The sequence below is a fragment of the Inquilinus sp. genome (assembly GCF_039594555.1).
Taxonomy (GTDB): domain Bacteria; phylum Pseudomonadota; class Alphaproteobacteria; order DSM-16000; family Inquilinaceae; genus Inquilinus.
The window spans coordinates 1-14,023 of record NZ_JBCNNF010000173.1; the positions used below are offsets into that span (position 1 = coordinate 1).

General features: G+C 71.0%; 15 protein-coding genes. 5 read left to right on the top strand and 10 right to left on the bottom strand.

All coding sequences use genetic code 11. From position 1 onward, the window contains the following. Positions 1-333: 333 nt before the first annotated feature. From ABDW35_RS18925 to bla, 5 genes are all read right to left on the bottom strand, one after another. The gene (locus ABDW35_RS18925; protein ID WP_343715437.1) at positions 334-528 is read right to left on the bottom strand and encodes a hypothetical protein; all 195 of its coding nucleotides are present in this window, start codon (positions 526-528) and stop codon (positions 334-336) included. Between the two features lie 238 nt (positions 529-766). Beyond that, a complete protein-coding gene (locus tag ABDW35_RS18930) occupies positions 767-1,609 on the bottom strand; it encodes an ABC transporter permease (RefSeq protein WP_343715438.1) in 843 nt (280 codons plus the stop codon). Beyond that, positions 1,609-2,397: an ABC transporter permease gene (locus ABDW35_RS18935; RefSeq protein WP_343715439.1), complete on the bottom strand. Its 789-nt coding sequence runs from the start codon at positions 2,395-2,397 to the stop codon at positions 1,609-1,611. The genes ABDW35_RS18930 and ABDW35_RS18935 overlap by 1 nt, the downstream gene beginning before the upstream one ends. A gap of 52 nt (positions 2,398-2,449) precedes the next feature. Next, positions 2,450-2,644: a hypothetical protein gene (locus ABDW35_RS18940; RefSeq protein ID WP_343715440.1), complete on the bottom strand. Its 195-nt coding sequence runs from the start codon at positions 2,642-2,644 to the stop codon at positions 2,450-2,452. A 179-nt stretch (positions 2,645-2,823) separates the two neighbouring features. Further along, positions 2,824-3,717 (bottom strand): class A beta-lactamase, encoded by an 894-nt coding sequence (bla, locus tag ABDW35_RS18945; RefSeq protein WP_343715441.1) that lies wholly within the window; start codon positions 3,715-3,717, stop codon positions 2,824-2,826. A 325-nt stretch (positions 3,718-4,042) separates the two neighbouring features. Here bla and ABDW35_RS18950 point away from each other — a divergent pair, with 325 nt between their 5' ends. After that, positions 4,043-4,915, top strand: a complete 873-nt coding sequence (locus ABDW35_RS18950) for a LysR family transcriptional regulator (RefSeq protein ID WP_343715442.1) — start codon at positions 4,043-4,045, stop codon at positions 4,913-4,915. A 389-nt stretch (positions 4,916-5,304) separates the two neighbouring features. Next, positions 5,305-5,652, top strand: a complete 348-nt coding sequence (locus ABDW35_RS18955; protein WP_343715443.1) for a hypothetical protein — start codon at positions 5,305-5,307, stop codon at positions 5,650-5,652. Between the two features lie 21 nt (positions 5,653-5,673). On the opposite strand, the gene ABDW35_RS18960 is transcribed toward ABDW35_RS18955, so the two are convergent. From ABDW35_RS18960 to ABDW35_RS18975, 4 genes are all read right to left on the bottom strand, one after another. After that, a complete protein-coding gene (locus tag ABDW35_RS18960) occupies positions 5,674-6,759 on the bottom strand; it encodes an ABC transporter ATP-binding protein (RefSeq protein WP_343715444.1) in 1,086 nt (361 codons plus the stop codon). Next, on the bottom strand, positions 6,747-8,453 hold the full coding sequence (locus tag ABDW35_RS18965) for an ABC transporter permease subunit (RefSeq protein WP_343715445.1): 1,707 nt from the start codon (positions 8,451-8,453) through the stop codon (positions 6,747-6,749). The genes ABDW35_RS18960 and ABDW35_RS18965 overlap by 13 nt, the downstream gene beginning before the upstream one ends. A gap of 184 nt (positions 8,454-8,637) precedes the next feature. Next, a complete protein-coding gene (locus ABDW35_RS18970) occupies positions 8,638-9,615 on the bottom strand; it encodes an ABC transporter substrate-binding protein (protein WP_343715446.1) in 978 nt (325 codons plus the stop codon). A 20-nt stretch (positions 9,616-9,635) separates the two neighbouring features. Continuing rightward, positions 9,636-10,235, bottom strand: coding sequence for a histidine phosphatase family protein (locus tag ABDW35_RS18975; RefSeq protein WP_343715447.1), 600 nt, complete (start codon positions 10,233-10,235; stop codon positions 9,636-9,638). A gap of 91 nt (positions 10,236-10,326) precedes the next feature. Here ABDW35_RS18975 and ABDW35_RS18980 point away from each other — a divergent pair, with 91 nt between their 5' ends. Continuing rightward, positions 10,327-10,527 (top strand): hypothetical protein, encoded by a 201-nt coding sequence (locus tag ABDW35_RS18980; protein WP_343715448.1) that lies wholly within the window; start codon positions 10,327-10,329, stop codon positions 10,525-10,527. A 6-nt stretch (positions 10,528-10,533) separates the two neighbouring features. Here ABDW35_RS18980 and ABDW35_RS18985 read toward each other — a convergent pair whose 3' ends face one another. Continuing rightward, on the bottom strand, positions 10,534-11,634 hold the full coding sequence (locus ABDW35_RS18985; RefSeq protein WP_343715449.1) for an MBL fold metallo-hydrolase: 1,101 nt from the start codon (positions 11,632-11,634) through the stop codon (positions 10,534-10,536). Positions 11,635-11,754: 120 nt separating this feature from the next. On the opposite strand from ABDW35_RS18985, the gene ABDW35_RS18990 reads away from it, so the two are divergent. Then, complete coding sequence (locus tag ABDW35_RS18990; RefSeq protein WP_343715450.1) at positions 11,755-12,843, top strand: LacI family DNA-binding transcriptional regulator; 1,089 nt, start codon at positions 11,755-11,757, stop codon at positions 12,841-12,843. A gap of 55 nt (positions 12,844-12,898) precedes the next feature. Next, positions 12,899-14,023 (top strand): sugar ABC transporter ATP-binding protein (locus ABDW35_RS18995; protein WP_343715451.1); only part of this gene is annotated, 1,125 nt, incomplete at its 3' end.

Below are 14,023 nucleotides of genomic sequence, written 5' to 3' on the forward strand. Positions count from 1 at the left end.
GACCTGCGCGGCCGCCGCGCCGAGGAGCTGCGGGAAGACTGGGCGCCGCTGCTGCGCCATATCGAGGAGGCTGGTGCCGCCTGACGGGAGCCGGTTTGCGCCTTGCCTCTCCCGCTTGCGGGAGAGGTCGGAGACGCGAAGCGGCTCCGGGTGAGGGGGGTTTGTCGAGGCCTGGGCCAGCCCTCACCCGGTCGCCCTGCGGGCGCCCGACCTCTCCCGCATCCGACGGGAGAGGCAATCACAGATGATTGGCATCCTGTGGCTCTTCAGCCGGACCTGCCGGCACAGTTCAACGAATCCGATCGTGCTCTGACGCCGCCTCGAAGCGCTGGATCAGTGCCGCGCGGTGTGGTCGCGCAGGACGTCGGCGATGAAGGTGTTAGCCAGGTCGGACGACGCTTCCGGGTGACGCCTGCGGAACGCCTCGAGCGCGGCGTCGCACGCCGTCCATTCATCGGCGCCGGCGGCGCGGCGCGCCTCATAGGTGCTGATGACGATGTCGCTGGTCGAAGGAATGGACTGGCCCACGAAACCTCTCCCTTGCGCAATATCGGTGCCTGACGCGGCTACAATCCGGCGGGTGAAGCTATCAACATTGCACTGCACAAAATGTTCCGTGTCCAGCCGATTCTTTGGGTGGAATCCGGTCAACCCACTGACGAAGACGCGAAAATTTTGAGTAAATCCCTGCCTTCCGGCGGCGTAGAACAATATCCGAAATGATGAGGCGAAGATCAGGACAAGATCATGTCCGACCTAAGGCTGCCTAGGGCTTCAGCCGCCATCCGCGGGCGATCAGCATGGCTGAGCAGGCCCAGAGCACGGCGCCGCTGCCGGCCAGCACGGCGAGGCTGAAGGCGACGGCCTCAGCTCCCGCGCCGCCGAAAGCGATGCGGGCGGCGTCGATCGCGTAATAGACCGGATTCAGCGTCACCACCGCGGCCAGCGGCTGCGGCAGCAACGCCACCGGGGCGAAGACGCCGGACAGGAAGGTGACCGGGATCAGAAGGAAGCCGAAGAAGGCTGCGGCCTGATCCCATTTCTGCGCCCACAGCCCGACCAGCGTGCCGGCGGCGGCCAGTAGAAAGGCGCCGAGCAGCAGCACCAGGGCCAGCAGCAGCGGGTCGGCCACGCCGGTGCCGGCGGCCAGCAGCAGCGCGAGGAGGCAGGGCAGGCCGGTGACCAGGCCGGAGGCGGTGCCGGCCAAGGCGTAGGCGGCGGCCACCTCCCACGCCGCCAGCGGCGGCATCAGGATGTCGCCGACCAGCCGCTCCACCTTCAGGAAGGTCAGGCTGTAGACCGTGGTCTCGGCGGCGCGCAGCAGCACGACATAGACCACGAGCCCGGGCGCCAGGAACGGCAGCAGCCCGCCGGGGCCCGCCCAGGCGGCCGCGCCGCCATCCCCCGCCGCGACGGCGAAGACCGCGACATAGAGCAGGGTCGAGAAGGTCGGAGCCACGACCGTCTCCGGCCAGTCCTTGAGATAGGCCCGGAACTCGCGCCGGAACAGCGTGGCCAGGCCCAGCCAGTGCACCGCGCCGTAGCGCCGGACCGGGCGGGCCGCCCCCGCCGGGCGAGCCGCCTCCACTGGCCGCGCCGCTTCCGCCATCAGGCCTTCAGCTTGTAGCCGGTGGCGAGCATGCGCAGCAGCAGCGCCAGCAGCGCGGCATTGACGCCGAGCAGGACAAGGATGCCGATCGCCAGCGTACCGTCGCTGACGCCGATGAAGCCGTAGCGGAACCCGTCGATCATGTAGAAGAACGGGTTGAGATGGGCGACGAAGTGCCAGGCCGGCGGCAGCCGGTCGAGCGAGTAGAAGGTGCCGGACAGGAAGGCCAGCGGCGTCACCACGAAGTTGGTGACCGCGGCGATATGGTCGAACTTCTCCGACCAGATGCCGCCGATGGCGCCGAGCAGCGCCAGCATCATCGACGCGGCGATGGCGTGGAACAGCACGAAGCCGGGATGGACCGGGTCGACCGGCACGAAGATCCGGATCGCGCCCCAGGTCACCGCCCCGACCAGCAGGCCGCGGATGACGCCGCCGGCGATGTAGCCCACCGCCAGCTCGGCCGGCGCCAGGGGCGGCATCAGCACGTCGACGATGTTGCCCTGGATCTTGGCGATCATCAGCGAGGAGGAGGTGTTGGCGAAGGCGTTCTGCGCCATCGCCATCATGATCAGCCCCGGCGCCAGGAACTGCAGGAACGGCACCCCCGCCGCCTGCCGCCCGGCGCCGCCGAGGGCCAGGGCGAAGATGGCGTAGAACAGCAGCGTGGTGACCACGGGGGCGGCGATGGTCTGGGTCGCGACCTTGAGGAAGCGGTGCACCTCCTTGGCGGTCAGGGTCCACAGGCCGATCCAGTTGATGCGGCCGATCGGGCGGGGCTGGGGCATGGGCGTTCTGGTGGCGGCGGGCGCGCGACCATAGCCCGCCCCGCCGCGCCCGTCACGCCGCCCCTTCGTCCGGATAGCCGGGCGGCAGGGCGCACAGACGCGCCTCCGCCTGGTCGAGCCCGAGCGCCAGCAGGGCGGCGATCTCGGCCTCGCGCAGCCCCTGCTGCACCGCGCGCCAGCGCAGCTCGCAGCGCCGCACCGCCGCGTCGAGATCGGCCTGGCACCGGATCTCCCGGATCGGTCGCATGGGGCTCCTCGGATGACTTTGGCATTGGCGGCCTGACCCTCACCGTCATTGCGAGGAGGCGAAGCCGACGAAGCAATCCATCGGCCCGCAAGAGCGGCTGCATGGATTGCTTCGCTGCGCTCGCAATGACGGTGTTGAGATTTGTGAGCAGGTCCCAGGCCATGCGCCCGGATCTCGCCTCACACCTCCGTGACGATCCGGCCGATCTCGGCCACCACCGGGTTGCGCTGCGCGAAGGTCAGCGACGGCAGCTCGCAATAGGCGGCGACCAGGACCGGGCCGCGGTCCGCCGGCCAGGCGACGGCAATGTCGTTGGTGCTGCCCTCCGGGTTGCCGCCGGTGCCGGTCTTGTCGCCGACCAGCCAGCCGGCCGGGAAGCCGGCGCGCAGCCGGGTGTCGCCGGTTTTGTTGGTGATCAGCCAGGCCGCCAGCCGGTGCCGCGAGGCCGCGGACAGCGCGTCGCCGAAGACCAACTTGCGCAGCGTCTCCAGCACCGCCGCCGGCGTCGTGGTGTCACGCGGGTCGCCGGGGCCGGCATAGGCGTTCAGCGTCGGCTCGGTCCGGTCCAGCCGCGAGGTCTCGTCGCCGAGCGAGCGCAGGAAGCCGGTGAGGCCGGCCGGGCCGCCGAAGCTGGCCAGCAGCAGGTTGCCGGCGGTGTTGTCGCTGTCGGTCACCGCGGCGTCGCACAGCTCCGCCACCGTCACCCCGGCGCCGCCGACCCGCGGTTCCAGCACCGACTTGCCGACCAGATCCTTGCGCGCGATCACGATCCGCCGGTCCAGCCGCTCCTGCTTGCGGTCGACCCGGGCCAGGACGAAGGCCGCCGCCAGCGCCTTGAAGGTGCTGCACAGGAGGAAGCGCTCATCGGCGCGATAGCCGATGCGGGCGCCCGTCGCCAGGTTCAGCGCGGCCACGCCCAGCCGGCCGCCATGGGCGCGCTCCAGCTCGGCCAGCCGGGCGGCCGCATCACCGCCGGCCCCTCCACTGGATTGCGCTGCCGCCGGCAGCGCGGCCAGCGCGGGGACGAGCAGGGAGCCGGCCAGCGCCAGCCGGCGCGATACCAGGATCGTCAATCGGATCTCCATTGTTCGGGGAACTGCCGGACGGTCATCGCGTGGCCGCCACTGCCCCTGAATAGGCGGAGACCATGCCCCTAGCCAAACGAGGAATACTTCGCTTAGACATGAGATAATCTTGGCCATAGAGGACGCGCCGCCCCGCTCCGGGTTTGGCCGCCAAAAGAGCCAAATCTCAACTTCTATTGTCATCGCCGGGCTTGACCCGGCGATCCAGGGGCCACCCAGAGCGGCCTCGACATCTCTGGATGCCCGGGTCAAGCCCGGGCATGACAGTTGTGGATTGTGCTCGACCACCAACCGGACCCCAGGGGATCGGACCATGGACATTTCCCAGATGCCGCTGAACGCCCTGCGGGCCTTCGAGGCGTCGGCCCGCCTCGGCAGTTTCACCCGGGCGGGGCTGGAGCTGCGGGTGACCCAGACCGCCATCAGCCACCAGGTGAAGCGGCTGGAGGAGACGCTGGGCGTCACCCTGTTCGAGCGGCTGCCGCGCGGCCTGGCCCTGACCGACGAAGGTGTAGCCCTGGTGCCGGTGCTGACCGACGCGTTCCGCCGCATGAGCGCGACGCTGAGCCAGCTCGAGGAGGGCAATTTCCAGGAGATCCTGACGGTCGGCGTGGTCGCCACCTTCGCCACCGGCTGGCTGCTGCGGCGGCTGCAAGGCTTCCGGGCGCAGCACCCGTCGGTCGACCTGCGGATCAAGACCAACAACAACCGCGCCGACATGCTGGCCGACGGGCTCGACTGGTTCATCCGCTTCGGCGACGGCGCCTGGCACGGCACCGAGGCGCTGCCGCTGATGGGCGCGCCGCTGTCGCCGGTCTGCGCCCCGGCGCTGCGCGACCGGCTGCGCCGCCCGGCCGACCTGGTGAACGAGCAGCTGCTGCGGTCCTACCGGATCGACGAATGGAGCCTGTGGTTCCGCGCCGCCGGCATCGAGGCGCCGAAGCTGCGCGGCTGGATGTTCGATTCGTCGCTGACGCTGGTGGAGGCGGCGGCGCAGGAGGCCGGGGTGGCGCTGGTGCCGGTCGCCATGTTCGCCGACCCGATCGCGGCCGGTCGGGTGGTGCAGCCCTTCGCCATCGAGGTGCCCGCCGGCACCTATTGGCTGACCCGCCTGAAATCCCGCACCGAGACCTCGTCGATGCAGGCCTTCCGCCGCTGGCTCCTGGCGGAGACCGCCGGGACGTGAGTCTGGTGTACAGCCGGAGAGACGCGTCTCTCACAGCGAGACCTTTTCAGAATTTCCAGACAGCGTCATTGCGACGCCGGTCTTGAGCCGGGGGAGGCAATCCATGCAGCAGCTCGTGCTGGACGATGGATTGCTTCGTCGATTTCGCTCCTGGCACTGACGGCAAGGACCGCGTTTGCTCAAAGCCGTCGAGCGGAAGAGATGTCGCTCCCGCCCATCATCGCCAAGATCCCAACAATTCCTACAATTTCTCTAAAATATAACATAAAACACTAATCTTTATTCAAGATTCATCAATTGACTCTTGATCAATGCAGAAATAACTTAATGATATAGTTTGAACTATCAGTAGTTCTCTTCCTGTAATTTAATAGCATATGGAGATCAGAATGCCGCGCTACTTCGCGTTCGAGCAGCCGTCCAGCCCCGGCATCGAGTTCATCATCCAGCTCAACACCGAAGACCAGATCCAGAAGGCGCTCGACATCCTGTCCGGGAAGGAAAAGGACGCCATCCACGTCCATGGCCGGCTCATCAAGCGGCAGCAGCCCTACAATCCTCGGTTTAACTTCTATCTCGATCCGGACACGATCAACTTCTTCGAAGTCGCGATCGAGGTCTGCGACGCGAACATGATGTATGTGGAAGACCATCTCGACGAGGCCTGCGGCGCCTTCCTGCCGGGCTGCCACTGGTGCCCGTGGGACTCGAAGCTGACCCGCGAGGTCAAGCCGTAACCGCGGCGCACGCGGCGGAGGTCACTCCGCCGCCATCGCCCTGGCGCCACCCTCCGGCGGCATCAGCCAGCCATCCTCGACCTTGAGGCGCAGGGCCGTCCCCTCCTCCGGCGGCGGGCCGCGATGAGCGACGCGCAGCACCCGGCCGGGATCGGCATCCGGCCGGCAATGCAGGATGGTGACGGCGCCCTCGAACACGGCGCGGTCCAGCCGCGCCGGGATGCCCTCGGCCCGATCCACGGCCAGCCCCTCGGCCCGCAGGCAGGCCGTCTGCGACGGGGCATGCGCGCCGGCACCGCCGCGCAGCCGCACCGGATGGCCCCAGAGGTCGGCGGCGCACAGGCCAGGGCCGGCGCCGCCGCGCCAGGTCACCGGCACCACCATGCCGCGGCCGACGAAATCCGCCACCATCGCCGTCGCCGGCTCGGCATACAGCTGCCGCGGCGGCGCCACCTGCTGCAGACGGCCGTGATCCATCACCGCGATGCGGTCGGCCAGCGCCATCGCCTCGGCCTGGTCATGGGTGACATAGACCACGGTGGAGCGCAGCTGCCGGTGCAGCCGGCGGAACTCCGCCTGCAGTGCGTCGCGCAGATGGACGTCGAGATTGGCCAGCGGCTCGTCCATCAGCACCAGCGCCGGCACCATCGCCAGGCAGCGGGCCAGGGCGACGCGCTGGCGCTGGCCGCCGGAGAGGGTCTCCGGCCGGGCGTCGGCGCGATCCGAGAGGCCGACGGCCGCCAGCGCCTGATCAGCGCTCTTCGTCCGCTCCGCCGCCGGCAGCCGGCGGATGCGCAGAGCGTAGTCGACATTCTCGCGCACGGTCATGTGCGGCCACAGCGCGTAGGACTGGAACACCATGCCGATGCCGCGCTCCTCCGCCGGCACCATCGCGCCCCCACCAGCGACCACCCGGCCGCCGATCCGGATCGTGCCGGCATCCGGCGCGTCGAAGCCGGCGAGCAGGCGCAGCAGCGTGGTCTTGCCACAGCCGGACGGGCCGAGCAGCGCCAGGAACTCGCCCTGCGCCACCGCCAGGTCGACGCCGTCGACCGCGACGCGCGGGCCGAAGCGCCGGACGACGCGCTCGATGTCTACGGCAGCCATGGCAGCGATCCCCTGGGCAGGCGGCGGGCGAGAAGGGTGGCGATGCCGGCGAGGCCGAGCGTGACCAGCACGGTCAGCACGGCGACGGCCGAGGCGGCGGTGGCGGCGCCCTCCGCCTGCAGCGAGAACACCATCACGCCGACCGTCTCGCTGCCCCGCGACCAGAGGAGGGCGGAGACGGTCAGCTCGTTGAAGGCGGTCAGGAACACCAGGATGGCGCCGGTCGCGACCGCCGGGACCACGGCGGGCAGGACGATCCCGAGCAGCCGCCGCGGGCCGCGGGCGCCGGCCAGCCGCGCCGCCTCCTCCGGTGCCGGGTCGGCCTGGGCCATCGCCCCCGCCACCGGCCGCAGCGCCAGGGCCAGGAACCGGCCGAGATAGGCCGCCAGGATGATCCACAGCGTGCCGTAGAGGCTGATCCCGAGGATCGGCAGCGGCCGCAGCAGCAGGAGGATCGCGGCGATCGCGGTCAGCACGCCGGGCAGCGCATAGGGCAGGTCGGCCACGGTGTCGAGCCAGCGCATCGCCCGCCAGCGCCGGGCCTCCGCATAATAGGCCAGCACCAGCGCGACCGCCGCCGTGGCCAGCGCCGCCATGGCCGCCAGCAAGGCGCTGTTGAGGAAGGCGCGGCGGGTGGCGTCGTGCTGGAACAGGATATAGCCGAACTGGTCGAGACTGACGGTGGCGAGGCTGAGCTCCACCCCCAGCGCCGGCACCAGGGCCGAGGCCAAGAGGGCCAGCAGCGGCGCCACGGAGAGGACGCCGATGACCAGCCACAGCGCCGCCTCCACCCAGGGCCGGACGCGGCCGAGCGGCAGGACGGGGCCGGTCGGCCCGGTGCGGATCAGCACCGGCGTCCGCGACGCGGCCCAGCGCTGCAGCCCGAGGCCGAGCGCCGCCAGTGCGGCCAGCACCAGGGCCAGCGCCGCGACCTCGCCCAGCACCGATGGGCCGAAGCCGCTGAGCCGCTGGTAGATCAGCGTGGTCAGCACGCTGTAGCGCCCGGGGATGCACAGCAGCGCCGGCACGCCGAAATTGCCGATGGCCGAGACGAAGGCCAGCGCCGCGCCGGCCCCGAAGGCCGGCCGCAGCAGCGGCAGCAGGATGCCGAGCAGGATCCGCGGCCCCCGGGCACCAGCGGCCCGCGCCGCCTCGACCAGGTCGCAGGGCAGGCCGCGGATGGCGGCGGTGACGGACAGGAAGACCAGCGCCGCATGCTCCAGCCCCATGATCCAGACCACCCCGCCGCCGGAGTAGAGCGGGTGGTTCGGCCAGGGGCCGGTTACGGCATCGAGCAGGGCGCGGGCCGGGGTGCCGGCGTCGAGCAGCCGGATCCAGGCCAGGGCGGCGATCTGCGGCGGGATCAGCATCGGCAGCAGGCACAGCAGCGCCAGCACGCCGCGGCGCCGAATGTCGGTGAGGCCGATGGCGAGCGCCAGGCCGCCGCCGACCATGACCGAGACCAGGGTCGAGCCGAGGCCGGAGACGAGGGTGTTCTGCAGCGCCCGCAGCGTCGCCCGGCCGCCGAGCATGGCCAGCGCCGCCTCCGGCTGCGCCAGCCCCTCAGCGAACAGGCGCAAGAGCGGCAGGGCGCAGAGCAGCAGCACATAGGCCCCGGCCGCCCCGGCCAGGACGGGATCGCCCCAGCGGCGGGGGCGGAGGGCTGCTGGAGTGGTGGCCAGGGAATCGGTCACGGGCACGCTGGAACTGCGATCGACGATCTCGGAGCCTCCGCGTTTAGCCCATCGCGATGGACACGCCTATTCCCCCTGTCATTGCCGGGCTTGACCCGGCAATCCAGAAGATGTCGAGCCCCTCTGGATGCCCGGGTCAAGCCCGGGCATGACACAGAAGGGGAAGCGGGAAGGCGCGGCGCCCTCACCCCCCGAAGGCGTCGCTGAACTTGCGCTTGTTCTCGTCAACGCCCTTGGACAGGGTCTCGGCCGAGACCGGCATCAGCTTCAGCGCCGACGCCGCCGGGCGCCCGGGCGGCAGGGCGACGCCGGGCTTGCCGGGGATGTAGCCCTGCTTGGCCATGTAGGCCTGGCCGTCATCCGAGAGCAGCCAGTTCACGAAGGTCTTGGCGTCGGCGACGTCGTCCGCCGTCTTCAGGATCGCCACCGGCTCGGTCACCACCGACACGCCGTCGGCCGGGTAGACGAAGTCGACCGGCGACCCCTTGGCCTTGGCGTTCAGCGCCATGAAGTCAACGATGATGCCGTAGCTCTTCTGGCCGGTGGCCACCGCCTCCATCACCGTGCCGTTGCCCTGGCCGGCGACCGCGCCGTTCGCCGCCAGCTTGTCGAGATAGTCCCAGCCCAGGCCGGGCTGCGCCGCGACCGTGCCGACATGGATCACGGCGGCGCCGGAATAGAGCGGGCTGGCCATGATCACCTGGTCCTTGGCCGCGGCCGACAGCAGGTCGGCCCAGGACTTGGGCGCCGGCACGCCGGACTTGGTGTTCCAGGCGATGCCGGTCGGGATCAGCTTGGTGCCGAAATAGGTCTTGTCCGGGTCGGCGAAGCCGTCCGGGAAGCCCTGGATCGGCGCGTCGGCATAGGCCAGCAGGCGACCGTCATCCTTCAGCTGCTGCATCGCCACCGCATCGGCGATGAACACGACGTCCGGCTGCGGCGACCCGGCCGCGAACTCCGCCTGCAGCTTGTTCAGCACCTCGGTGGTGCCGGAGCGGAAGAACTCGACCTTCACCTCCGGATGCGCCTTGTTGAACTCGGCGACCAGGGCCGTCATCGCCTCGTTCGGGGTCGAGGTGTAGATCATCAGCGATCCCTGGGCGGCGAAGGCCGCGGCGGAGACGGTGGTGAAGGCGGCGGCGAGGAGAAGGCGGGTCAGCATCGGCGTCGATCCCAAGGATTTTAGACAATGACCGGGGTGCTAGCAGGTTCCGGTTGCAGTTTCGTGACCGGTTCCAGCGTCCAGGGCAACCCCGCACTGTCCGGCGGGGTGAAGCGCATCGGCAGGGCGTTGGCCACGCCCTTGGCCTCGAAGCCCAGTCCCAGCCGGTCGCGCAGCACCCGCATGATGCCGGCATGCGCCACGATCAGCAGGGCCGCGGGCCTGGCGAGCGGCGCCGGCCCGGCGGCGATGATCGGCTGGCAGGCAGCCCAGGCGCGGTCGCGGAAGGCCTCCCAACTCTCGCCGCCCTCGGGCACCATGAAGTAGCTCGGCCGGTCGGCGACCGGCCGCCCCTCCCAGGTGCCCCAGTCGCGCTCGACCAGCCCGGCATCGGTCTCGACCGGCAGGCCCAGCGCCCGGGCCACGGCCTCGGCGGTGCGCAGCGCCCGGCGCAGCGGGCTGGCGACGATGCGGCGGATGCCGGATCCGGCCAGGGCGAGCGCGGCCTCCCGCGCCTGGGCCTCGCCCAGTTCGGTCAGCGCGGCGTCGGTGCTGCCGGCGATCACGCCGTCGCGATTGGCCGTGCTCTGGCCGTGGCGCAGGAACAGAAAGGGCTGCATCGCTCCGAATCGTCCCTATGTTATAGAATGCGGTCGGGCGTCACGGTATCCGCGGGTCGGGTGCATCATGGACGAAAAGACGGACAACCTGGTGCTGGAGCATCTGCGCGCGATCCGGACGGATCTCGGCGAGGTGAAGACCGATCTGCGCGAGGTCAAGACCAAGCTCGGCTTGCTGGAAAGCCAGGTGGCAAGCTTTTTTGGGCAATATGCCGTCCTGTCGAACCGCATCTACCGCCAGGGCGACGACATCGAGCAGATCCGAAAGCGCCTGAATCTCGTCGAGGCCTGATCAACGTCATCGGATCTCCACGATCTCGTCCAGGGCGATGCGGGCGGGGGCGAAGGCCTTGGCCCAGGCATCGCGATAGCGGGCGTCTCCGAACGCCGGCACCACCGTCTCGGCGCCGAGCGTCCGCGCCAGTGCCGCGTTCTGCGACAGGCGCGGATGCACCGGCCAGCGCAGGGCGATCGCCCGGCCCTCCTCCACTGCCCGGCGCGCCGGGGTGCCGGCGGCGACATAGCCGGTGGCGACCACCGGGCCGTCCCCCGCGCCCCAGCCCTCCAGCAGCGGCTTGGCCGCGCCGCCGGTGGCGTTCGGCTTGGCGGCGATGATCGCCCGCTCCGGCGGCGGCTCGACCGACGCGATCGGCTCGATCCGGCTGCGCAGGGAGTCGAGCATCGTGCCGGCGCCGGGACGCAGCCAGGCGGGATCGTCGATCAGCCGGTCGATCATGGCGCGGTTGGCGTCGCACACCGCCGGCTTGCGGTCATGCGCCGCCGCCGCGGCCAGCGCCATCTCCGGCCCGCGGCCGCCGGCCGGGGCCAGCAGCAGCGCGCGCCTGGCCGCGAAGACCGGGGCGAAGGCGGCCAGCCGCTCCTCATGCGGCGTGTCGTCGTCGCCATAGGAGGCGTCGAGGATGGCGACCTTCGCCGCCGGCGGCTCGGCATCCACCGCGAAGAGCACGGAGTCGAAGCCCATGTCGCCGGCATAGAACAGCCCGCCGCCGATGGCGAGATGCAGCCACACCCCGCCAGGCGCGTGGCCGGAGCGGCCGCAGGTGACGGCGAGGTCGCCCGCCAGCCGGTTCAGGCCCGGCGCCAGCGGCCTACGATCGGCCGGCGATCCCTCCGGCAGCGCCTGCAGCACCGGCGGGGTGGCGTAGACCGGCACCGGGCCGAACCGGTCCGCCGCCTCCGGCAGCGCGTCGACATGGTCGGGATGGGCATGGCTCAGCAGGATGGCGTCGATCGGCCCCAGGCCGGACAGGTGGGGACGCATGCCCTCATCCGGCCCGGCGCCGCAGTCGAGCAGCAGCCGCAGCCCCGCCGCCTGCACCAGGAAGCAGGCGGGGCCCTTGCCCCCGACTCCCGAGATCGCCCGCACGCTCGCCGTCATCGGATCCTCCAGATCGCGGTTCCTGCCTAGACGGGAACGGGGCGGGACGCCACCGCGTCCTCCGCACGGGTGCCCTGATGGGCGTCTTGACTCCCGGATGAAACGTTTCATAGTTGGGACATGTCGCAGCGGAAGACGACGATCAGGGAGGTCGCGTCGCGCGCCGGGGTCTCTCTCGGCACGGCATCCAACGTGTTCAACGGCAAGGCCGGGGTCGGGGCCGAGAGCCGCCGGCGGGTGCTGGAGGCGGCGGAGGCGCTGGGCTTCCGCCCGAACAGTCTGGCCGCCGGCCTGCGCCGCCAGCGCACCCGCACCATCGGCCTGGTGGTGCCCGACGTGCTGAACATCGTGTTCAACGAGCTGGTCGAGCATCTCGAGAACATCGCCCTGTCGCAGAGCTACGAGGTGATCATCGTCACCTCGCGCGAGGACCCGGAGCGCGAGCATGAGCGGGTGCGCGCCTTGCTGTCGCGGCGGGTCGACGGTCTGGTCATCGTGCCGACCCGCGACTGGTCGGCGACCGAGCGCGAGATGCGGCACCACCGCATCCCGGTGGTGGTGCTGGACCGCGTCGCCGCCCACGACCATTTCCCCTCCGTCGCCGTCGACAATGCCGCCGCCACCCGGCTGGGCACGGAGCATCTGCTGGCGCTGGGACATCGCGACCTGGCCTTCGTCATCAACTCCACCCGCCTGTGGAACAGCGCCGCGCGGGTCGAGGGCTTCCTGGAAGCGATGCGCGCCGCCGGGCTTGAGAAGCGCGCCCGCGTGCTGCTGCCGGGCATGACCCAGGAGGAGACGCGGGCCGGGGTGCTGCCGGTGCTGACCGCTTCCGATAGTCGTAACGCCAAGCGGCCGACAGCCGTGTTCACCGGCAGCAACGTCGCCACGCTGGGCGTGCTGCGGGCGGTGCAGGATGCCGGGATGTCGATCCCGCAGGACCTGTCGCTGCTGGCCTTCGACGATTTCGCCTGGCTGACCGTGCTGCGCCCCTTCGTCAGCGCCATCCGCCAGCCGACCGAGGCGCTGGCCGGCCATGCCTGGCGGATCCTGACCGCCGCCTTCGAGGCGCCGGACCGGCCGGCCGAGCATATCCGCCTGCCGGCGCCGCTGATCGCGCGCGAGACCACGGCGCCGCCGCCGGGCAAGGCTGCGGCGCAGCGCCGGATGAAAGCGTTCAAGGACACGGTGGACGGGGCCCCGCCCTGAACCGCCGGGCCGGGCGGCCGCCACGAAGCCGCCGGCGACAAGAGAGGGAGGAGAGGTGTCGAGTACAGCCGCTGAGAGGAGCGCCGCGCCGCCGGTGCTGCGCGCCGCGGGCATCGGCAAGGCCTTTGCCGGGGTGATGGTGCTGCACGGCGTCGGCCTGGACGTGTTCGCGGGCGAGATCCACGCGCTGATGGGCGAGAATGGCGCCGGCAAATCGACCCTGATGAAGATCCTGGCCGGCATCTATGCGGACTATGACGGCGCCATTCTGGTCGACGGCGCGCCGCGGCAGTTCGCCGGGGTGCGCGACGCCGAGGAGGCCGGCATCGGCATCATCCACCAGGAGCTGAACCTGGTGCCGGGCATGACCGTGGCCGAGAACATCTTCCTGGGCCGCGAGCCGCTGCGCGGCGGCCTCTTCGTCGACGGCCCGGCCCTGCGCGACGCCGCGGCGCGGCTGATCCGCCGCCTGGGCATCTCCGTCGACCCCGACGCCCGGGTGGGCAGCCTGCGAGTGGGCGAGCAGCAGCTGGTCGAGATTGCCAAGGCGCTGTCGCTGGACACCCGCATCCTGATCATGGACGAGCCGACCTCGGCCCTTTCGCAGGCGGAATGCGCCACCCTGTTCGGCGTGGTGCGGCAGCTGGCGCGCGACGGCGTCGCGGTCGTCTACATCTCGCACCGGATGGACGAGGTGATGGAGCTGGCCGACCGCGTCACCATCCTGCGCGACGGCCGCCATGTCGTCACCGCCCCGATCGCCGAGCTGACGCGGGAGCGGATCATCGCCCATATGGTCGGCCGCGAGCTGGCGAAGGCGGAGCATCCGGCCGGGCGCGGCGGCGCCGGCGGCCGGCCGGTGCTGAGCGTGCGCGACCTGTCGCTGGACGTGCCGGGCCGGCGCGGCGGCTGGCGCCGGGTGCTGGACGGCGTCGGCTTCGACCTGCATCCCGGCGAGATCCTGGGCATCGCCGGCCTGCTGGGCGCCGGCCGCACCGAGATCCTGGAGACCATCTTCGGCTCCGCCCGCGGCCGGCGCGGCGGCACCATCCGGATCGACGGCGAGGCGGTGGCGATCGACGGCCCGGCCACGGCCAAGCGCCACGGCCTGGCGCTGGTGACCGAGGACCGCAAGGTCACCGGCCTGCAGCTCGGCGCCTCGATCCGCGACAACCTGACT

Excerpts from the sequence above, each read along its gene's own strand:
- ABDW35_RS18930 (WP_343715438.1), bottom strand. The coding sequence starts at position 1,609 with ATGGCGGAAGCGGCGCGGCCAGTGGAGGCGGCTCGCCCGGCGGGGGCG.
- ABDW35_RS18935 (WP_343715439.1), bottom strand. The coding sequence starts at position 2,397 with ATGCCCCAGCCCCGCCCGATCGGCCGCATCAACTGGATCGGCCTGTGG.
- ABDW35_RS18940 (WP_343715440.1), bottom strand. The coding sequence starts at position 2,644 with ATGCGACCGATCCGGGAGATCCGGTGCCAGGCCGATCTCGACGCGGCG.
- ABDW35_RS18950 (WP_343715442.1), top strand. The coding sequence starts at position 4,043 with ATGGACATTTCCCAGATGCCGCTGAACGCCCTGCGGGCCTTCGAGGCG.
- ABDW35_RS18955 (WP_343715443.1), top strand. The coding sequence starts at position 5,305 with ATGCCGCGCTACTTCGCGTTCGAGCAGCCGTCCAGCCCCGGCATCGAG.
- ABDW35_RS18960 (WP_343715444.1), bottom strand. The coding sequence starts at position 6,759 with ATGGCTGCCGTAGACATCGAGCGCGTCGTCCGGCGCTTCGGCCCGCGC.
- ABDW35_RS18970 (WP_343715446.1), bottom strand. The coding sequence starts at position 9,615 with ATGCTGACCCGCCTTCTCCTCGCCGCCGCCTTCACCACCGTCTCCGCC.
- ABDW35_RS18975 (WP_343715447.1), bottom strand. The coding sequence starts at position 10,235 with ATGCAGCCCTTTCTGTTCCTGCGCCACGGCCAGAGCACGGCCAATCGC.
- ABDW35_RS18985 (WP_343715449.1), bottom strand. The coding sequence starts at position 11,634 with ATGACGGCGAGCGTGCGGGCGATCTCGGGAGTCGGGGGCAAGGGCCCC.
- ABDW35_RS18990 (WP_343715450.1), top strand. The coding sequence starts at position 11,755 with ATGTCGCAGCGGAAGACGACGATCAGGGAGGTCGCGTCGCGCGCCGGG.